At 68.6% G+C, this 19,717-nt stretch carries 19 protein-coding genes and 1 tRNA gene; 16 read left to right on the top strand and 4 right to left on the bottom strand.

Annotated features, from left to right (window positions below):
* From uvrB to fdx, 8 genes are all read left to right on the top strand, one after another.
* A partial coding sequence (gene uvrB / locus Q0741_RS01085) for an excinuclease ABC subunit UvrB (protein WP_298231353.1) occupies positions 1 to 1,794 on the top strand: 1,794 nt, incomplete at its 5' end.
* Positions 1,795 to 2,178: 384 nt separating this feature from the next.
* Positions 2,179 to 2,712, top strand: coding sequence for a Fe-S cluster assembly transcriptional regulator IscR (iscR, locus tag Q0741_RS01080; RefSeq protein WP_028997537.1), 534 nt, complete (start codon positions 2,179 to 2,181; stop codon positions 2,710 to 2,712).
* Between the two features lie 88 nt (positions 2,713 to 2,800).
* Positions 2,801 to 4,021 (top strand): IscS subfamily cysteine desulfurase, encoded by a 1,221-nt coding sequence (locus Q0741_RS01075; RefSeq protein ID WP_298231352.1) that lies wholly within the window; start codon positions 2,801 to 2,803, stop codon positions 4,019 to 4,021.
* A gap of 42 nt (positions 4,022 to 4,063) precedes the next feature.
* Positions 4,064 to 4,462 (top strand): Fe-S cluster assembly scaffold IscU, encoded by a 399-nt coding sequence (gene iscU / locus Q0741_RS01070; RefSeq protein ID WP_298231351.1) that lies wholly within the window; start codon positions 4,064 to 4,066, stop codon positions 4,460 to 4,462.
* Positions 4,463 to 4,466: 4 nt separating this feature from the next.
* A complete protein-coding gene (iscA, locus tag Q0741_RS01065; protein ID WP_066333378.1) occupies positions 4,467 to 4,790 on the top strand; it encodes an iron-sulfur cluster assembly protein IscA in 324 nt (107 codons plus the stop codon).
* Positions 4,791 to 4,896: 106 nt separating this feature from the next.
* Positions 4,897 to 5,415, top strand: coding sequence for a Fe-S protein assembly co-chaperone HscB (gene hscB / locus Q0741_RS01060; RefSeq protein ID WP_298231350.1), 519 nt, complete (start codon positions 4,897 to 4,899; stop codon positions 5,413 to 5,415).
* 33 nt (positions 5,416 to 5,448) lie between these two features.
* The gene (gene hscA, locus Q0741_RS01055) at positions 5,449 to 7,317 is read left to right on the top strand and encodes a Fe-S protein assembly chaperone HscA (RefSeq protein WP_298231349.1); all 1,869 of its coding nucleotides are present in this window, start codon (positions 5,449 to 5,451) and stop codon (positions 7,315 to 7,317) included.
* A 14-nt stretch (positions 7,318 to 7,331) separates the two neighbouring features.
* Positions 7,332 to 7,670 (top strand): ISC system 2Fe-2S type ferredoxin, encoded by a 339-nt coding sequence (gene fdx / locus Q0741_RS01050; protein WP_298231348.1) that lies wholly within the window; start codon positions 7,332 to 7,334, stop codon positions 7,668 to 7,670.
* Positions 7,671 to 7,833: 163 nt separating this feature from the next.
* Here fdx and Q0741_RS01045 read toward each other — a convergent pair whose 3' ends face one another.
* The 4 genes from Q0741_RS01045 to Q0741_RS01030 form a co-directional block, all read right to left on the bottom strand.
* Positions 7,834 to 8,628, bottom strand: a complete 795-nt coding sequence (locus tag Q0741_RS01045; protein WP_298231347.1) for an ABC transporter ATP-binding protein — start codon at positions 8,626 to 8,628, stop codon at positions 7,834 to 7,836.
* Between the two features lie 28 nt (positions 8,629 to 8,656).
* A complete protein-coding gene (gene ntrB, locus Q0741_RS01040; RefSeq protein WP_298231346.1) occupies positions 8,657 to 9,553 on the bottom strand; it encodes a nitrate ABC transporter permease in 897 nt (298 codons plus the stop codon).
* A 33-nt stretch (positions 9,554 to 9,586) separates the two neighbouring features.
* Complete coding sequence (locus tag Q0741_RS01035; RefSeq protein WP_298231355.1) at positions 9,587 to 10,834, bottom strand: CmpA/NrtA family ABC transporter substrate-binding protein; 1,248 nt, start codon at positions 10,832 to 10,834, stop codon at positions 9,587 to 9,589.
* Between the two features lie 335 nt (positions 10,835 to 11,169).
* Positions 11,170 to 11,802, bottom strand: coding sequence for an ANTAR domain-containing response regulator (locus Q0741_RS01030; RefSeq protein ID WP_298231345.1), 633 nt, complete (start codon positions 11,800 to 11,802; stop codon positions 11,170 to 11,172).
* A gap of 68 nt (positions 11,803 to 11,870) precedes the next feature.
* Here Q0741_RS01030 and tsaD point away from each other — a divergent pair, with 68 nt between their 5' ends.
* The 8 genes from tsaD (at position 11,871) to Q0741_RS00990 (ending at position 19,717) form a co-directional block, all read left to right on the top strand.
* The gene (gene tsaD, locus Q0741_RS01025; protein ID WP_298231344.1) at positions 11,871 to 12,905 is read left to right on the top strand and encodes a tRNA (adenosine(37)-N6)-threonylcarbamoyltransferase complex transferase subunit TsaD; all 1,035 of its coding nucleotides are present in this window, start codon (positions 11,871 to 11,873) and stop codon (positions 12,903 to 12,905) included.
* 93 nt (positions 12,906 to 12,998) lie between these two features.
* A complete protein-coding gene (locus tag Q0741_RS01020; RefSeq protein WP_298231354.1) occupies positions 12,999 to 14,171 on the top strand; it encodes a pyridoxal phosphate-dependent aminotransferase in 1,173 nt (390 codons plus the stop codon).
* Between the two features lie 173 nt (positions 14,172 to 14,344).
* A complete protein-coding gene (gene rpsO, locus Q0741_RS01015) occupies positions 14,345 to 14,614 on the top strand; it encodes a 30S ribosomal protein S15 (protein WP_298231343.1) in 270 nt (89 codons plus the stop codon).
* 203 nt (positions 14,615 to 14,817) lie between these two features.
* Complete coding sequence (gene pnp / locus Q0741_RS01010) at positions 14,818 to 17,127, top strand: polyribonucleotide nucleotidyltransferase (RefSeq protein ID WP_298231342.1); 2,310 nt, start codon at positions 14,818 to 14,820, stop codon at positions 17,125 to 17,127.
* 5 nt (positions 17,128 to 17,132) lie between these two features.
* Positions 17,133 to 18,119: an NAD(P)H-quinone oxidoreductase gene (locus Q0741_RS01005; protein WP_298231341.1), complete on the top strand. Its 987-nt coding sequence runs from the start codon at positions 17,133 to 17,135 to the stop codon at positions 18,117 to 18,119.
* An 11-nt stretch (positions 18,120 to 18,130) separates the two neighbouring features.
* Complete coding sequence (gene tpiA / locus Q0741_RS01000) at positions 18,131 to 18,877, top strand: triose-phosphate isomerase (protein ID WP_298231340.1); 747 nt, start codon at positions 18,131 to 18,133, stop codon at positions 18,875 to 18,877.
* A 28-nt stretch (positions 18,878 to 18,905) separates the two neighbouring features.
* On the top strand, positions 18,906 to 19,340 hold the full coding sequence (gene secG, locus Q0741_RS00995) for a preprotein translocase subunit SecG (RefSeq protein ID WP_298231339.1): 435 nt from the start codon (positions 18,906 to 18,908) through the stop codon (positions 19,338 to 19,340).
* A gap of 292 nt (positions 19,341 to 19,632) precedes the next feature.
* Positions 19,633 to 19,717: transfer RNA gene (locus Q0741_RS00990), tRNA-Leu, on the top strand.

The following is a 19,717-nucleotide window of genomic DNA, read 5'->3' as shown; positions in this document are numbered from 1 at the left end:
AACGCCGTCGAGTACTTCGTCAGCTACTACGACTACTACCAGCCCGAGGCCTACGTGCCGCAGCGCGACCTGTTCATCGAGAAGGACAGCGCGATCAACGAGCACATCGAGCAGATGCGGCTGTCGGCCACCAAGAGCCTGCTGGAGCGGCGCGACGTGGTGATCGTGGCCTCGGTCTCGGCCATCTACGGCATCGGCAACCCGGCCGACTACCACCAGATGGTGATGACGCTGCGCGTGGGCGACAAGATGGGCCAGCGCGACGTGATCGCGCAGCTGGTACGCATGCAGTATTCGCGCAACGACATGGAGTTCTCGCGCGGCGCTTTTCGCGTGCGCGGCGACACCATCGACGTGTTCCCGGCTGAACACTCGGAGCTGGCCATCCGCATCGAGCTCTTCGACGACGAGGTGGAGTCGCTGCAGCTCTTCGACCCGCTCACCGGGCGCATCCGGCAGAAGATCCCGCGCTTCACGGTCTACCCCAGCAGCCACTACGTGACGCCGCGCGAGCGCGTGCTCGCGGCCATCGAGGGCATCAAAGCCGAGCTGCGCCAGCGCGTGGACGAGTTCGTCGCCATGGGCAAGCTGGTGGAGGCGCAGCGCCTGGAGCAGCGCACCCGCTTCGACCTGGAGATGCTGCAGGAGGTGGGGCACTGCAAGGGCATCGAGAACTACACCCGCCACCTCTCCGGCGCCGAGCCGGGCTCGCCGCCGCCCACGCTGGTGGACTACCTGCCGCGCGACGCGCTGATGTTCTTTGACGAGTCGCACGTGCTCATCGGCCAGTTCGGCGGCATGTACAACGGCGACCGCGCCCGCAAGACCACGCTGGTGGAGTACGGCTTCCGGCTGCCCTCGGCGCTGGACAACCGGCCGCTGAAGTTCGAGGAGTTCGAGACCAAGATGCGCCAGTGCGTCTTCGTCTCCGCGACGCCGGCGGACTACGAGCAGCGCCACGCCGGGCAGGTGGTGGAGCAGGTGGTGCGCCCCACCGGACTGGTCGATCCGGAGATCGAGGTGCGCCCGGCGCTGCACCAGGTGGACGACGTGCTGCAGGAGATCCGCGAGCGCGTGGAGCGCGACGAGCGCGTGCTCATCACCACGCTGACCAAGCGCATGGCCGAGCAGCTCACCGACTACCTCACCGACAACGGCGTGAAGGTGCGCTACCTGCACTCCGACGTGGACACGGTGGAGCGGGTGGAGATCATCCGTGACCTGCGGCTGGGCCTGTTCGACGTGCTGGTGGGCATCAACCTGCTGCGCGAGGGCCTGGACATCCCGGAGGTGTCGCTGGTGGCGATCCTGGATGCGGACAAGGAGGGCTTCCTTCGCGCTGAGCGCAGCCTGATCCAGACCATCGGCCGCGCGGCGCGCAACGCCTCGGGCAAGGCCATCCTCTACGCCGACAGGATCACCGACTCCATGCGCCGCGCCATCGACGAAACCCTGCGCCGGCGCGCCAAGCAGGAGGCCTACAACGCCGAGCGCGGCATCACGCCGCGCACGGTGCGCAAGCAGGTGCGCGAAATGATCGACGGGGTGGTCTCGGACAAGACCGCCAAGGACGACCTCAAGAACGCACAGGCCGCCGCCGCGGTGGAGACCATGAGCGAGAAGGACCTGGGCAAGCGCATCAAGCTGCTGGAAAAGCAGATGCTGGAGCACGCGCGCAACCTGGAGTTCGAACAGGCGGCACGGCTGCGCGACCAGCTCGCGCTGCTGCGCGAGCAGGCCTTCGGCGCGGCGGTGCACGACAGCAACGTGGTGCCCATCAACGGCCGCGGCTGAGGCGCGGGGCCGGCCCCGCGCTGGTCCCGGCCCCGGCTTGGCTCGGCGCCGCCGTCATCGCCGGCCCCAGCACGGCGGTCCATGCCCGGCAATCCCACCGAGAGGCGAGGGGACCGCCCATCACGCAACCCGGGGTTGCGCCAAAGCAAGCTTTGTGCAGGCGCGGTATGGTTCCAGGGTGTAAACCCCGATGGCATCCAGGGAACTTCTGCGTAGTTCCCCCGAGTCCAAAGGGTGGCTTCATGTATAATCGACCAAAACACTCGGAATAAGCCGGGTGGGAAGCCCCCGAAGGGGGGTAACAGGTCGCATGACGGCCGACCCGTGTGATCCGCGGGAGGACAGGGTCAGCGATTGCCGCCGCAGCGGCGCAGGAGTACTTCGATGCGTCTTACCACCAAGGGCCGTTTTGCCGTCACCGCGATGATCGATCTGGCGCTGCGCTCGCATTCAGGCCCGGTCGCCTTGGCGGCGATCAGCCAGCGCCAGCAGATCTCGCTGTCGTATCTGGAGCAGCTGTTCGGCAAGCTGCGCCGCCACGAGCTCGTGGAGAGCACCCGTGGCCCGGGCGGCGGCTACTCGCTGGGCCGCAAGGCCGAAGACATCACCGTGGCCGACATCATCGTTGCCGTGGACGAGGCGCTGGACGCCACGGGCTGCGGCGGCAAGGAAAACTGCATGGGCGAGGACTCGGGCAAGTGCATGACGCACGAGCTCTGGACCAACCTCAACAACAAGATGATCGAGTACCTCGATTCCATCTCGCTGCAGAAGCTCGTGGACGACCAGATCGCCAAGGGCGTGTCGGTGGAGGAGGCGCCCGTCAAGCGCGCCATCTCCAGCACCCCGGTGGTCAAGCCGATCAAGGTCACGGCGCCCAACTCGGTCTTCGCGCTGGGCAACGCTTTCACCAAGTGAGCGCGCGGGGCGCACGGGCGCTCCGCCTTCCCTGAAACACCCGCGGGTGGCGTGCCGCCCGCCCAATGCTGGACAAAAGCTCTTTCCCATGGACATGACGCCGCACTTCCCGATCTACATGGACTATGGCGCCACCACGCCGGTGGACCCGCGCGTGGTCGATGCGATGGTGCCGTGGCTGCGTGAGCACTTCGGCAACCCCGCCTCGCGCAGCCATGCCTGGGGCTGGGAGGCGGAAGAGGCGGTGGAGAAGGCGCGCGCGCAGGTCGCCGCGCTGATCAACGCCGACCCGCGCGAGATCGTCTGGACCTCCGGCGCCACCGAGTCCAACAACCTCGCGCTCAAGGGCGCGGCGCATTTCTACAAGACGCGCGGCAAGCACATCATCACCGTCAAGACCGAGCACAAGGCGGTGCTGGACACGGTGCGCGAGCTGGAGCGCCAGGGCTTCGAGGCCACCTACCTGGACGTCCAGGAGGACGGGCTGCTGGACCTGGAAAAGTTCAAGGCCGCGCTGCGTCCGGACACCATCCTGGTGTCAGTGATGCTGGTGAACAACGAGATCGGCGTGATCCAGGACATCCCGGCCATCGGCACGATCTGCCGCGAGCGCGGGATCATCTTCCACGTCGATGCGGCGCAGGCCACGGGCAAGGTGGACATCGACCTGCAGACGCTGCCGGTGGACCTGATGAGCCTGGCCTCGCACAAGACCTACGGGCCCAAGGGCATCGGCGCGCTGTACGTGCGCCGCAAGCCGCGCGTGCGCCTGGAAGCGCAGATGCACGGCGGCGGCCATGAGCGCGGCATGCGCTCCGGCACGCTGCCCACGCACCAGATCGTGGGCATGGGCGAGGCCTTCCGCATCGCCAAGGAAGAGGGGCCGGCCGAGCGCGAGCGCATCCGCGCGCTGCAGCAGCGGCTGCTCAAGGGGCTGTCGGACATTGAGCAGACCTTCGTCAACGGCGACCTGGAGAAGCGGGTGCCGCACAACCTGAACATCAGCTTCAACTTCGTCGAGGGCGAGTCGCTGATCATGGGCATCAAGGGCATCGCGGTGAGTTCGGGCTCGGCCTGTACCTCGGCCAGTCTGGAGCCCAGCTACGTGCTGCGTGCGCTGGGCCGCAGCGACGAGTTGGCGCACTCCAGCCTGCGCATGACGATCGGCCGCTTCACGACCGAGGAAGAGATCGACTACGCGATCACCACGCTCAAGGACCGCGTGGCCAAGCTGCGCGAGCTTTCGCCGCTGTGGGAGATGTACCAGGACGGCATCGACATCAGCACGATCCAGTGGGCCGCGCACTGACCCGCACACGCACTTGATTCACTAGTTTTTCGGAGAACGGTCATGGCATACAGCGACAAGGTGGTGGACCACTACGAGAACCCACGCAATGTGGGCTCCTTCGCCAAGGGTGACGAGACGGTGGGCACCGGCATGGTGGGTGCGCCGGCCTGCGGCGACGTGATGAAGCTGCAGATCAAGGTCAACCCGGCCACGGGCCTGATCGAGGACGCCAAGTTCAAGACCTACGGCTGCGGCTCGGCCATCGCGTCGAGCTCGCTGGTGACGGAGTGGGTCAAGGGCAAGTCGCTGGACGAGGCGCTGTCGATCAAGAACACGCACATCGCCGAGGAACTGGCGCTGCCGCCGGTGAAGATCCACTGCTCGATCCTGGCCGAGGACGCCATCAAGGCCGCGGTGGACGACTACAAGGCCAAGCACGGTTCGACGGCGGCGCAGTAAGGCCATGGCAGTCACGTTGACCGAAGCAGCGGCCCGCCACGTCACGCGCTACCTCGCGCGACGTGGCAAGGGCGTGGGGGTGCGGCTGGGCGTCAAGACCACCGGCTGCTCGGGCATGGCCTACAAGCTGGAGTACGCCGACGAGGTGGCGCCCGAGGACCATGTCTTCGAAGGACATGGCGTCAAGATCCTGATCGATCCCAAGAGCCTGCCGTACCTGGACGGGACCGAGCTGGACTTCGTGCGCGAAGGGCTCAACGAGGGCTTCAAGTTCCACAACCCGCGCGAGAAGGACCGCTGCGGTTGCGGCGAATCCTTCCGCGTTTGAGCCCGCGCCACGCCCGTGCCGGTGCCGCCTTCGGGCGGCACTGTCGTTGCGTGGCCCACAATGCGCGCCCGCCGCGCCGCTCGATTCGCCGGCCCGGCCCGCGTTCATGAACCTTACCGACGACGATTTCACGCTGTTCGGCCTCGCGCCGAAGTTTTCCATCGACCGCGCCGCGCTCGACGCCTGCTGGCGCCAGCTGCAGGCGCGCGTGCACCCGGACCGCTTCGCCGCCGACGGCCACACCGCGCAGCGCCTGGCCATGCAGTGGTCGGTGCGTGTCAACGAGGCCTACCGCCGCCTGCGCGACCCGCTCACGCGCGCCGCCTACCTGTGCGAGCTGCGCGGTGCGCCCATCGACGCGCACAACAACACCGCCATGCCCGGTGCCTTCCTGATGCAGCAGATGGAATGGCGCGAAGCGCTGGAGGAGGCCGAAGATGCCGCCGCGGTGGAGGCGCTGGACGAGGAAGTACGGGTCTCCGAGAAGGCGCTGCTGGAGGAGGTAAGGCAGCTGCTGGACGAGCGCCACGACGCCGCCACGGCGGCGCAGCGCGTCAGAGCCCTCATGTTCGTCGCGCGCTTTCGCGAGGACATCGAGGCCCGATTGGACGCGCTGGGACAATAACGGCCCTCCCTCGCGCATACAGAACAACGAGACATGGCACTGCTGCAGATCTCCGAACCCGGCCAGACACCGGACCCGCACCAGCGGCGCATCGCCGTCGGCATCGACCTGGGCACCACGCACTCCCTGGTCGCCGCGGTGCGACACGGCGTGGCCGAGTGCCTGCCTGACGAACAGGGCCGCGTCATCCTGCCCTCGGCCGTGCGCTATCTCGACGGCGGCCGGCGCCAGATCGGCCACGACGCGCTGGCCGTGCAGGCCGATGATCCGGAGAACACCGTCGTCTCCGTCAAGCGCTTCATGGGCCGCAAGCTGGCGGACCTGGCCGGCCACGCCAAGCTGCCCTACCGCTTCGTGGACCAGCCCGGCATGGTGGCGGTGCACACGCGCGAAGGCGTGAAATCGCCGGTGGAAGTGTCCGCCGAGATCCTGGCCACGCTGCGCCACCGCGCCGAGGACACCTTCAACGACGACCTGTTCGGCGCCGTCATCACGGTGCCGGCGTATTTCGACGACGCGCAGCGCCAGGCGACCAAGGACGCCGCCAAGCTCGCCGGCATCAACGTGCTGCGCCTGATCAACGAGCCCACCGCGGCTGCCGTGGCCTACGGGCTGGACAACGGCAGCGAGGGCCTCTACGCCGTCTACGACCTGGGCGGCGGCACCTTCGACATCTCGCTGCTGCGCCTGACCAAGGGCGTGTTCGAGGTGGTCGCCACCGGTGGGGATGCCGCGCTGGGCGGCGACGACTTCGACGCCCTGCTGGCCGACTGGGCCCTGGCGCAGAGTGGCCGCGAGGCCGTGGGCGCCGAGTTCAGCGCGCACGACAAGCGCGCGCTGCTGGTGAGCGCGCGTGCGGCCAAGGAAGCGCTCAGCAGCGAGGAGCAGACGGTGCTGCGCTGCGAGCTGGGCGACGGTGTGCTGGAAGTGCCGGTGACGCGGGCGCAGTTCGAGGAAGTGTCCAAGCCGCTGGTGGACCGCACGCTGGCCAGCGTGCGCCGTGTGCTGCGCGACGCCAAGGTGTCGCGCGACGAAGTGCAGGGCGTGGTGATGGTGGGCGGCTCCACCCGTGTACCGGCCGTGCGCCGCGCCGTGGGCGCGTACTTCGGCCGCGACCCGCTGGTGAACCTCAACCCCGACGAGGTGGTCGCGCTGGGCGCGGCGGTGCAGGCCAACCAGCTCGCGGGCCACGCCGGCGCGGAGGACATCCTGCTGCTGGACGTGATTCCGCTGTCGCTGGGCATCGAGACCATGGGCGGGCTGGTGGAGCGCATCATCGAGCGCAACACCACCATCCCCGTGGCCAAGGCCCAGGAGTTCACCACCTTCAAGGACGGCCAGACCGCCATGGCCATCCACGTGGTGCAGGGCGAGCGCGAGCTGGTGAGCGACTGCCGTTCGCTGGCACGCTTCGAGCTGCGCGGCATCCCGCCGATGGTGGCGGGCGCGGCGCGCATCCGCGTCACCTTCGAGGTCGATGCCGACGGCCTGCTGCACGTCTCCGCCCGCGAGCAGAGCACGGGCGTGGAGGCCGCGGTGCAGGTGAAGCCCAGCTACGGGCTGGCCGACGAGGACATCGCGCGCATGCTGCAGGAGGGCTTCCAGCAGGCCGACGCCGACATGAGCGCGCGCGCGCTGCGCGAGGCGCTGGTGGAGGCCGAGCGCATGCTGCTGGCCACGCAATCGGCGCTGGCCGCCGACGCGGACCTGCTCAACGAACAGGAGCGCGCCGCCATCGACGCCCTCATGCGCGAGCTGGCCGAGGTGGCCCAGGGCCAGGACCACGCCGCCATCAACGCCGCCGTCGAGCGCCTGGCCAAGGGCACCGAGGCCTTTGCCGCCGCGCGCATGAACCGCGGCATCCAGTCCGCGCTCACCGGCCGCACCATCGAAGAAGTCTGAACCGAAAGTCGCCCATGCCCGTCATCCGCATCCTGCCCCACGCCGAGTTCTGTCCGGAAGGCGCCACCATCGAGGCCAAGCGCGGCACCTCGATCTGCGAGGCGCTGCTGGACAACCACATTGAAATCGAGCACGCCTGCGAGCTGAGCTGCGCTTGCACCACCTGCCACGTGGTGGTGCGCGAGGGTTTCAAATCCCTGGGCGAGATGGACGAGGCCGAGGAAGATCTGCTCGACCGCGCCTGGGGCCTGGAGCCCACTTCGCGCCTGTCGTGCCAGGCCATCATCTCGGACCAGGACGTGACGATTGAGATCCCGAAGTACTCGATCAACCACGCACGCGAGAAGCACTGAACGAAGCGCACCAGTGAAAAGCAAAAGGGGCCTTGCGGCCCCTTTTGCTTGGGTCCGGCACTTTGGCCTGCCACGAAAAAAACGCCCGCGTGCTGCGGCACGCAGGCGCCAAGTAAAGGGCGGCGTTCCGAAGCCGGGCCCCGCCGCCCTGCTGCGGCACGCGTCAGGCGGCGCGCTTCTCGCCGTGGCGGGTGTAGAGGAAGTCCAGCACCTGCTTGCGCAGCCGGATGTAGCGCAGGTCCTCGGCCAGCGCCACGCGGTCGCGCGGGCGCTCCAGGTCCACGGTGGCGATCTCGCCGATGGTGGCGGCCGGGCCGTTGGTCATCATCACGATGCGGTCGGACAGCAGCACGGCCTCGTCCACGTCGTGCGTGACCATCACCACGGTGCTCCGGGTGCGCGCGACGATGCGCAGCAGCTCGTCCTGCAGCTTGGCGCGGGTGAGCGCGTCCAGGGCGCCGAAGGGCTCGTCCATCAGCAGCACCTTGGGCTCCATCGCCAGGGCGCGGGCGATGCCCACGCGCTGCTTCATGCCGCCGGAGACCTCGTTGGGGCGCTTGTTGATTGCGTGGCTCATGCCCACCAGCTCCAGCGCCGCCAGCGTGCGCGCCTTGAGTTGGGCCTTGCCTTCCTTGGCGCCGAAGACGCGTTCCACGCCCAGGTACACGTTGTCGTAGCAGCTCAGCCAGGGCAGCAGCGAATGGTTCTGGAACACGACCGCACGCTCCGGGCCGGGGCCGGTGATCTCGCGGTTCTCGCACAGCAGCACGCCCTGGGTGGGCCGAGTCAGGCCGGCGATGAGGTTGAGCAGCGTGCTCTTGCCGCAGCCGGAGTGGCCGATGAGCGACACGAACTCGCCCTGGGCGATGCGCAGGTCGATGCGTTGCAGTGCGTGGAAGCGGCCCTTCTTGGTGTCGAACACCATCTCGGCGCCTTCGATGCTGATGAAGTTCTGCATGGTAGGTCCTCAGGCTCGTGTGGTTCGGTCAGTCATCGAAGGAGAAGCGCTTGGCCAGGGCCACCAGCGCCTGCTCCAGCAGCAGGCCAACCACGCCGATGACGACGATGGCGATGATGATGTGCTGCACGTTGAGGTTGTTCCACTCGTCCCAGACCCAGAAGCCGATGCCGACGCCGCCGGTGAGCATCTCCGCGGCCACGATCACCAGCCAGGCGGTGCCGACCGACAGGCGTACGCCGGTGAGCATGTAGGGCAGCACAGCGGGGAAGAGGATCTTGCGCGCCAGCGTTAGCTCGCTGAGGTTGAGCACGCGCGCCACGTTGAGGTAGTCCTGCGGCACGCGCTGCACGCCCACGGCGGTGTTGATCACCATCGGCCAGATCGAGCAGATGAAGATGGTCCAGATCGCGGCCGGGTTGGCGGACTTGAACACGAGCAGCCCGATGGGCAGCCACGCCAGCGGCGACACCGGGCGCAGCAGGCTCACCAGCGGCGAGACCATGCGGTTGAGCACGGCGAAGCGGCCGATCAGGAAGCCCAGCGGGATGCCTACCAGCGCCGCCAGGCCGAAACCCACGGCCACGCGCTGCAGCGAGTTGAGGATGTTCCAGCCGATGCCCTGGTCGTTGGGACCGTTGCGGTAGAAGGGGTCCGCGAACAGTTGCACGGCGGCTTCCCAGGTCGCCGCCGGTGTCGGGAAGGTGGTGCTGTTCATCGTGAGCAGGGCCCAAAGGCCCACCAGCAGCGCGATGCCACCCACCGGTGGCAGCACGGCGCCGGCCAGGGTGCGGTGGTCGATGAGCGGGCGGCGCGGCGCGATGGCCTTGGCGGCCGGCGCGTGCGAGGGCTTGGCCGCGGTGGCGGGCTTGGCGCAAGCCTCCGCGGCGGCTTCGGCGGGCGAGTGAAAGACGGCACTGACCATGGTCTTCTCCTGAAGGGTGCTGGTGCGGTGCCGTCAGGCGGCGACGCCGGCCTTGATCCGGAAGCCTTCCGCGTACTTGGCGGGGTCCTTGCCGTCCCACACCACGCCGTCGATGAGCTTGCTGGTGCGCATCACGTCCTTGGGCACGCTGATCTTCATGGCCGAGGCGGCCTCGCGGTAGAGGTCGATCTGGTTGATCTGCTTGGCGACGGCCAGGTAGTCCGGGTGCGCCTTGAGCAGGCCCCAGCGCTTGTGCTGCGTGAGGAACCACATGCCGTCCGACAGGTAGGGGAAGTTCACCGCGCCGTCGTTGAAGAACTTCATGTGGTTGGGGTCGTCCCAGGTCTTGCCCAGGCCGTTCTGGTAGCGGCCCAGGATGCGCTGGTTGATGGCGTCCACGCTGGTGTTGACGTAGGACTTGTCGGCCACCGTCTCGGCCATCTTCATCTTGTTCTGCAGGCTGGCGTCGATCCAGCGGCCGGCTTCGAGCACGGCCATCATCACGGCGCGCGCGGTGTTGGGGTACTTCTTGACGAAGTCGGCCGTGGTGCCCAGGACCTTCTCGGGGTGGTCCTTCCAGATGTCCTGCGTGGTGTTGGCGGTGATGCCGATGCCGTCCATGATGGCTCGGTGGTTCCAGGGTTCGCCCACGCAGAAGCCGTCCATGTTGCCCACGCGCATGTTGGCCACCATCTGCGGCGGCGGCACCGTGATGAGCTTGGCGCCGGACAGCGGATTGATCCCGGCCGCGGCCAGCCAGTAGTGCATCCACATCGCGTGCGTACCGGTCGGGAAGGTGCCCGCGAAGGTGTACTCGCGCTTCTCCTTGGCCATCAGCTTGGCCAGTGAAGGACCATCCACCGCACCCTTGTCGGCCAGCGCCTTGGACAGGGTGATGGCTTGGCCGTTGTTGTTGAGCGCCATGAGCACGGCCATGTCCTTCTTGGGGCCACCCAAGCCCAGGTGCACGCCGTAGATCAGGCCGTAGAGCACGTGCGCCATGTCCAGCTCACCATTGACGAGCTTGTCGCGCACGCCGGCCCAGGAGGCTTCCTTGGTCGGCACGATCTTGACGCCGTACTTCTTGTCGAAGCCCAGCACCGAGGCCATCACCACCGAGGCGCAGTCGGTCAGCGGGATGAAGCCGATGCGCACTTCTTCCTTCTCCGGCTTGTCGGAGCCGGCGGCATAGACCGCGGCCTGCAGTCCCGGGATCAGGCCGGTGGTGGCGGCGGTGGCGGCCGTCGCGGCGGCGGCCTTGACGATCGAGCGGCGTCCCATGTTGATCGCGTCCTTGTTCATCGGGTGTCCCTATAGATGGCAGGTGGTTTTGTGATGGGCAAAAAAAGCGGCGTCCCTGTGACCCGCGCTGCAGGTGCAGCCTCGGGGCATGGGGACGCCGTCGTCCTGTTGGCGCTTCCGACCGACCTTGGCCGGATGCCAATCAAATTCCTTGGGAGATCGCCTTTGACCTCTCGCCGTGTAGCTTGCAATCCCTGTGCCAGGTGGTTGACCCGGGGAATGCCGCCTTTTGGCGTTCCGTTTGCACCAAGGCGGGCTTCAAGGCCCTGCGGGCTGCGCTGCTTTGGTGCCCAGCCTTGCGGCGCGCGGGCGGCTCAGCCGAGCAGGTCGGCCACGTCGACGATGCGCTGCGCCACCTCGGCCACCTTCAGGCCCTTGTCCATGGCGGTCTTGCGCAGCCGGGCGTAGGCCTGCGCCTCGTCGATGCCTTGGCGCTTCATCAGCATGCCCTTGGCGCGTTCGATGACCTTGCGCTCGTCGAGCTGCTTGCGGGCGTCGGCGAGCTCGCGGCGCAGTTCTTCCTCGTGGCGGAAGCGTGCCATGGCAACGTCCAGCACCGACTTGATGCGCTCAGGGGCCAGGCCCGCCACCACATAGGCCGTCACGCCGGCGGCGATGGCGTCGCCCACATGCGAGGTGTCCTCGTCGTCGGTGAACAGCACGATCGGCCGGCGCGCGTCGCGCGTGGCCATCACGACATGCTCCAGCGTGTCGCGCGCCTGGCTCTCGGCGTCCACGATGATCATGTCGGGCTGGATCTGTGCCAGCCGCTCGGGCAGGAAAGGGTCGATGGGCAGCACCGCGACGATGTTGTAGCCGTGCTGCAGCAGCCCGATGCGCAGGCTGCGCGAGCGCTCGACCTCGACCATCGCCGCGGTGTCGGACGGGTCGGGGTGCAGCGAGTCAGGCGCGACGATGACGATGCGCAGGGCCTGCGGAGATTTCATGCCGCCCCGGCCTGCAAGCTTCACGCCATGAAAGTGCACCAATGCCCCGCTGGCTACACTGCCGCACCATGAATGTGCTGGGAATTGAATCCTCCTGCGACGAGACGGGCGTGGCGCTGGTGCAACTGCCGCCCGAGGGCGGCGTACCCCGGTTGCGCGCGCACGCGTTGCACAGCCAGATCGAGATGCACCGCGCCTACGGCGGCGTGGTGCCGGAGCTGGCCTCGCGCGACCACATCCGCCGCGTGCTGCCGCTGGCGCGCCAGGTGTTCATCGACGCCGGCTGCGGCCTGGAGGACGTGGATGTCGTTGCCTACACGCGCGGTCCCGGCCTCGCGGGCGCGCTGCTCGTGGGCGCGGGCGTGGCCTGCGCCCTGGCCGCGGCGCTGGGCAAGCCGACGCTGGGCATCCACCACCTCGAAGGGCACCTGCTGTCGCCCTTCCTCTCCGACGATCCGCCCGAGTTCCCCTTCGTGGCGCTGCTGGTCTCGGGCGGCCATACGCAGCTCATGCGCGTGCAGGGTGTGGGCGAGTACGACTTGTTGGGCGAGACCATCGACGACGCAGCGGGCGAGGCTTTCGACAAGTCGGCCAAGCTGCTGGGGCTGGGCTACCCGGGCGGGCCGGCGCTGTCGCGCCTGGCCGAGTTCGGCAACCCCGAGGCCTTCGAGCTGCCACGGCCGCTGATGCACAGCGGCAACCTCGACTTCTCCTTCGCCGGGCTGAAGACGGCGGTGATGACACAGCTGCGCAAGCTCGGCCCCGAGGTGTGCGAGCAGCCCAAGGCCGACCTGGCGGCCAGCACGCAGGAGGCCATCGTCGATGTGCTGAGCGCCAAGTCCATGAAGGCGCTCAAGGCCACGGGGCTGAAGCGGCTGGTGGTGGCCGGCGGCGTGGGCGCCAACCGGTCGCTGCGCACGCGGCTCAACAGCCTGTGCCGCCACGCTGGCGTGCGTGTGCACTACCCCGAGCTGCACCTGTGCAGCGACAACGGCGCCATGATCGCCCTGGCCGGCGCGATGCGGCTGCAGAGCGGCCGTGCCGCGCCCGCGCACGACTACGCCTTCGACGTGAAGCCGCGCTGGCCGCTGGCCGAGGTCTGAGCGTCAACAGGCGCGGGGCGTGCCGCCTCGCGCTCCATTCACCTTTTTCCCACGCCCGCCCGCCCGGACGAGGTCTGTTCCATGCACGAATACATCCGTTCTTCCCTGGCGGCGCTGCCGGCGTCGCGGATCCGCGAGGTGGCCAACGCCGGCCTGGGGCGTCCCGACGTGCTGGCCTTCTGGTTCGGCGAGAGCGACGAAGTGACGCCGGCCGAGGTGCGCGAGGCCGCCGCGGCGTCGCTGGCGCGCGGCGAGACCTTCTACGCGCACAACCTCGGCCTGCCCGAAGTGCGCGAGGCACTGGCGCGCTACATCTCGGCGCTGCATGCGCCCGTGGGCCCGGAGCGCATCGCCGTGACCAGTGCCGGCGTCAGCGCCCTGATGGTGGCGGCGCAGCTGCTGCTGGCCGCGGGCGACGAGGTGGTGGCCGTGGTGCCCGTCTGGCCCAACATCACGGCGCAGCCGGAAATCCTGGGCGCACGGGTGAAGCGCGTGTCGCTGCATCCGCGGCAGGGCGCCTGGAAGCTGGACCTGCAGGAGCTGCTGGATGCCATCACGCCCGCCACGCGCGCGCTGCTGGTCAACGCGCCCAACAACCCCACGGGCTGGACGCTGTCGCGCGCCGAGCAGCAGGCGATCCTCGACCACTGCCGCCGCACCGGCACCTGGATCGTGGCTGACGAGGTGTACGAGCGGCTGTGGTGGGGAGACGGCAGCGCGGCGGGGCGCGCCGCGCCCAGCTTCGTGGACATCGCCGAGGCCGAGGACCGGCTGGTGGTCACGCAGAGCTTTTCCAAGAGCTTCCTCATGACGGGCTGGCGCCTGGGTTGGCTGGTGCTGCCGAGCGACGTGGGCGGGCGGGCGCTGGCGGCCACGGGCAAGCTGCTGGAGTTCAACAGCTCCTGCGCGCCGGTGTTCGTGCAGCGCGGCGCGCTGCAGGCGCTGGCGATGGCCGACGAGTTCGTGCCGGGGCTGGTGGCGCGCCTGAAAGCCGGCCGCGACACGCTGCTGGAAGGGCTGCAGGCGCTGCCGGGCATCGAGGTGGCGCCGCCGCCGGGCGGCCTCTACGCCTTCTTCCGCGTCGAGGGGCAGGAGGATTCGTTGGCCTTCGCCAAGCGCCTGGTGGCCGAGCACGGGCTGGGGCTGGCGCCGGGCTCGGCCTTCGGCGCCGAAGGCGAGGGCTGGCTGCGCTGGTGCTTCGCCTCCAAAGACCTTGAGCGGCTGCGGCTGGGCGTGCAGCGGCTGGCCAGGGCGCTTCGCCTATAATCAAGGGCTTCGCGCGTTTACCCCCATTGCATGCAGTGCGGAAGAGGGCGCGAAGACACCAAGAGCACGGCGCGGGTCGGTTTCACCCGCGACCGCAAGTGAAACCGGAAACCGCAGACGACGAAGCCCGTGCAGGGATTGGTGCTGTGGTTTCCAGCACCAGGAAATCCCAAATGGCAGTTGCTGACATCAACAAGGCGGAAATCATCGCCTCCAACGCCCGCGGCACCGCGGACACCGGTTCTCCCGAAGTCCAGGTCGCGCTGCTGACGGCTCGCATCAACGAGCTGACGCCCCACTTCAAGACCCACGCCAAGGACCACCACGGCCGCCGCGGTCTGCTCAAGATGGTCAACCAGCGCAAGCGCCTGCTGGCCTATCTGAAGAGCAAGGACGCCGACCGCTACGTGGCGCTGATCCAGAAGCTGGGCCTGCGCAAGTAAGCTTTGCATGAATGACAGGAGCCTGTACTGCAGCCGCAGCACAGGCTCTTTGTCTTTGGAGAGCTGAGGAAACCGGCGTTGATGTGTCATTCCAGGGGGGCTGCGGCTTGCTGCAGCCTCGCTGGAATGGCATCCGCCCCGTCCTCGATACTCCCGGTCCCCAGGCACCACCGATCAAGCGTGCCGAATTTCCGGAGAAAACAATGAGCCTGTTCAACAAGGTCACCAAGACGTTCCAGTGGGGACAGCACACCGTCACGCTGGAGACCGGCGAGATCGCCCGCCAGTCCAGCGGCGCCGTCATCGTCAACATGGACGACACCGTGGTGCTGGCCACCGTCGTGGCAGCCAAGAGCGCCAAGCCGGGCCAGGACTTCTTCCCGCTGACGGTGGACTACATCGAGAAGACCTACGCCGCGGGCAAGATCCCGGGCAGCTTCTTCAAGCGCGAGGGGCGTCCCAGTGAGCTGGAGACGCTGACCAGCCGCCTCATCGACCGGCCGATCCGCCCGCTGTTCCCGGAAGGGTTCTACAACGAGGTGCAGGTGGTCATCCACGTGCTGTCGCTGAACCCGGAAGTGGCGGCCGACATCCCGGCGATGATCGGTGCCAGCGCCGCGCTGGCCATCAGCGGCATTCCGTTCAACGGCCCGATCGGCGCCGCCCGCGTGGGCTATGCCAACGGCGAGTACCTGCTGAACCCGACCAAGGAGCAGCTGACCACGTCCAAGATGGACCTGGTGGTCGCCGGCACCGAGGCCGCCGTGCTGATGGTGGAGTCCGAGGCCGACATGCTCAGCGAGGAAGTGATGCTGGGCGCCGTGGTCTTCGGCCACGAGCAGGGCAAGGTGGCCATCGCCGCCATCAACGAGCTGGTGCGCGAGGCCGGCAAGCCCGAGTGGAGCTGGCAGCCGCCGGCCAAGGACGAGGACTTCATCGCCAAGGTCACGGCCCTGGCCGAGGAGCCGCTGCGCGCCGCCTACCAGATCCGCTCCAAGCAGGCGCGCACCCAGGCCACGCGCGAGGCCTATGCCAACGTCAAGACCGCGCTGGCGGCCGAAGGCGTGGCCTTCGACGAGGTCAAGGTCGAGTCCCTGCTGTTCGACATCGAGGCGCGCCTGGTGCGCACGCAGATCCTCAACGGCGAGCCGCGCATCGACGGCCGCGACACCCGCACGGTGCGCCCGATCGAGATCCGCACCGGCGTGCTGCCGCGCACCCACGGCTCGGCGCTGTTCACCCGCGGCGAGACGCAGGCGCTGGTAGCCGCCACGCTGGGCACCGAGCGCGACGCGCAGCGCATCGACGCGCTGGCCGGCGAGTTCGAAGAGCGCTTCATGCTGCACTACAACATGCCCCCGTTCGCCACCGGCGAGACGGGCCGCGTGGGCAGCCCCAAGCGCCGCGAGATCGGCCACGGCCGCCTGGCCAAGCGCGCGCTGGTGGCCGCGCTGCCGAGCAAGGACGACTTCCCCTACACCATCCGCGTCGTGTCCGAGATCACCGAGAGCAACGGCTCCTCGTCGATGGCCTCGGTGTGCGGCGGCTGCCTGAGCCTGATGGACGCCGGCGTGCCGATGAAGGCGCACGTCGCGGGCATCGCCATGGGCCTGATCAAGGAAGCCAACCGCTTCGCGGTGCTGACCGACATCCTGGGTGACGAGGACCACCTCGGCGACATGGACTTCAAGGTGGCGGGCACCACCGGCGGCATCACCGCGCTGCAGATGGACATCAAGATCCAGGGCATCACCAAGGAGATCATGCAGGTCGCCCTGGCGCAGGCCAAGGAAGCGCGCCTGCACATCCTGGGCAAGATGCAGGAAGCCGTGGGCGGCGCGCGCGAGGACGTGTCGCAGTTCGCCCCGCGCCTGTACACCCTCAAGATCAACCCCGAGAAGATCCGCGACGTGATCGGCAAGGGCGGCGCCACCATCCGCGCGCTGACCGAGGAAACGGGCACGCAGATCGACATCGCCGAGGACGGCACCATCACCATCGCCTCCACCGATGGCGAGCGCGCCGAGCTCGCCAAGAAGCGCATCGAGGAGATCACGGCCGAGGTCGAGGTGGGCAAGGTCTACGAAGGCCCGGTCACCAAGATCCTGGACTTCGGCGCCCTGGTGAACGTGCTGCCGGGCAAGGACGGCCTGCTGCACATCAGCCAGATCGCGCACCAGCGCGTGGAGAAGGTCACCGACTTCCTGACCGAAGGCCAGGTGGTGAAGGTCAAGGTGCTGGAGACGGACGACAAGGGCCGCGTGAAGCTGTCCATGAAGGCGCTGCTGGAGCGTCCGGAAGGCATGCCGGCGGAAGAGGACCGTCCGCGCCGCGAGTACGGCGACCGTCCGCCGCGCCGCGAGTACGCCGATCGGGGCGAGCGTCCGCGCCGCGAGCCGCGTGAGCCGCGCGAGCCGCGTCCGGAGGCCGCTGGCGGCAACGGCGAGCAACCGCAACAGCCTCAGCAGCCGGTGGCGGTGCAGCCGCAGGTGGGCGAGCAGCAGCCCGAGTAAGCGCCATGCGTGCCGTCGAGATTGGCCAGTTCGGCGGGCCCGAGGTGCTGCGTCTGGTGACGCGGCCCGACCCGGTGCCCGCCGCCGGCGAACTGCTGGTGCGGGTGAGCGCCTCGGGCGTCAACCGTCCTGACGTGGTGCAGCGCAAGGGCCACTATCCGCCGCCGTCGGGCGCCTCGGACCTGCCGGGCCTGGAGGTCGCCGGCACGGTGGCGGGCGGCGACCCGGCCGAGCTCGCGGCCGCCGGCCTGAAGCTGGGCGACCGCGTGTGCGCGCTGGTGGCCGGCGGCGGCTATGCCGAGCTGTGCGTGGCGCCCATCGCGCAGGCGTTGCCCGCGCCCGCGGCGCTGTCCGACGTGGAGGCTGCGGCGTTGCCGGAAACCTTCTTCACGGTCTGGCAGAACGTGTTCGAGATCGCGCGGCTGCAGCCGGGCGAGACGCTGCTGGTGCAGGGCGGCTCCAGCGGGATCGGCGTCACGGCCATCCTGCTGGCCAAGGCGCTGGGCTCGCGGGTCATCGTCACCGCCGGCAGCGACGACAAGTGCGCCGCCTGCGTGGCGCTGGGGGCCGATGCCGCCATCAACTACCGCACGCAGGACTTCGTCGAGGAGGCCAAGCGCCTCACCGGCGGGCGCGGCGTGGACGTGGTGCTGGACATGGTGGCCGGCGACTACGTGGGCCGCGAGCTGCAGTGCCTGGCGGAGGATGGGCGGCTGTCGATCATCGCGGTGCAGGGCGGCACGAAGAGCGCCATCGACGCCGGCCTGGTGCTGCGCAAGCGGCTGCAGATCACGGGCTCGACGCTGCGCGCGCGCAGCGTGGCCTACAAGGCGCAGCTGGCCGCGGCGCTGCGCGCCAGGGTGTGGCCGCTGATCGAGGCCGGGCAGGTGAAGCCCGTGATCCACAAGGTGTTCGAGGCCGCGCAGGCGGCCGAGGCCCATGCGCTCATGGAATCGAGCACGCACGTGGGCAAGATCGTTCTGACTTGGTGAATAGAAAAATCATGACTTCTAGACGCAAGCTGGTGGTGGGGAACTGGAAGATGCACGGCAGCCACAAGGCCAACGCCGAGCTGCTGGAGGGCGTGCTGGCCGCGCGTCCCTTCGGCTGCGACGTGGCGGTGTGCGTGCCGTTCCCCTTCCTGTCCGAGACCGCCGTCACGCTGGCTGCCAGCGACATCCGCTGGGGTGCGCAGGACTGTTCCGCGCACGAACAGGGCGCCTACACCGGCGAGGTGTCGGCCGCGATGCTGCGCGAGTTCGGCTGTCGCTACGTGATCGTGGGCCACTCCGAGCGCCGCGCCTACCACGCCGAGAGCGACCAGCTCGTGGCGGACAAGGCGCGTATCGCGCTGGCTCACGGCGTCACGCCCATCGTGTGCGTGGGCGAGACGCTGGCGCAGCGCGAGGCCGGCGAGACGGCCTCGGTGGTCAAGCGCCAGCTCTCGGCCGTGATCCACACCTTGGGCCACTGCGTGGCCGAGATGGTGGTGGCTTACGAACCGGTGTGGGCCATCGGTACCGGCAAGACCGCGACACCCGAGCAGGCGCAGGAAGTGCACGCATTGCTGCGTGCGCAACTGCAGGCCGCCACGCCGCGCGCCGGCGAGATGCGGCTGCTCTACGGCGGCAGCGTCAAGCCCGACAACGCCGCGCAGCTGTTCGCGCAGCCTGACATCGACGGCGGCCTCATCGGCGGTGCCGCGCTGAAGGCGGTGGACTTCGCCGCCATCTGCCGCGCCGGGGGCTGAGCGCGCGCATCGGAATAACGAGAGATCTATGCAAATCTGGTTCAACATCGTCCTGGCGGTGCAGCTGCTGGCGGCCGTGGCCATGATCGGCCTGGTGCTGGTGCAGCACGGCAAGGGCGCCGACATGGGCGCCTCCTTCGGCAGCGGCTCTTCGGGCAGCCTCTTCGGTGCCACGGGCAGTGCCAACTTCCTGTCGCGCACCACCGCCGTGTGCGCCACCGTGTTCTTCGTGTGCACGCTGGCGCTGGCTTACCTGTCGAACTACCGCGGTGCCGAGCCGGCCGCCAACGGCGGCGGTAGCGTGCTCGACCGGGCGGTGCCCGCGGCCAGCGCGCCGGCGGCCTCGACGCCCGCGCAGGTCCCGGGTGCCATTCCCGGTGCCATCCCGGGCGTTGCGGAGCCGGCGGTGCCCGCTGCTCCTGTGCCGGCGCCCGTGGCTTCGGACGCGGCTCCGGCGCGCTGATCCCTCGGCCATATCAGCCGCTTGCGGTCCCGCGGTGCGGGCTGCAAGCCGTCTGAAAGGCTCGGCGTCAGCGGCATGAAAAGCACACCCTCTAAGGTGTGATCCCTGCGCCATAGGCGCAGGATTGGCCGGCCCGAAAAGGCCTGGTTGCGCTCTGGAGGGGAGGGCGCACTGGCTCACCGAGCGAGCCAGCAAAAAACTTCGGGATGTCCCTCGAATGAGGGAAAACTGGTATAGAATGCAGGTCTGCCGACAAGCAATGCCTCAAGCAAGTCGTGCAGTGCCTGACAAGGCCGACGTGGTGAAATTGGTAGACACGCTATCTTGAGGGGGTAGTGGCGAAAGCTGTGCGAGTTCGAGTCTCGCCGTCGGCACCA

Origin of the sequence: uncultured Azohydromonas sp., from assembly GCF_937926365.1 — a bacterium.
Classification (GTDB): Bacteria; Pseudomonadota; Gammaproteobacteria; order Burkholderiales; family Burkholderiaceae_C; genus Azohydromonas.
Note: the sequence above shows the minus strand (reverse complement) of the source record. Positions and strands in the feature narration are given on the sequence as shown.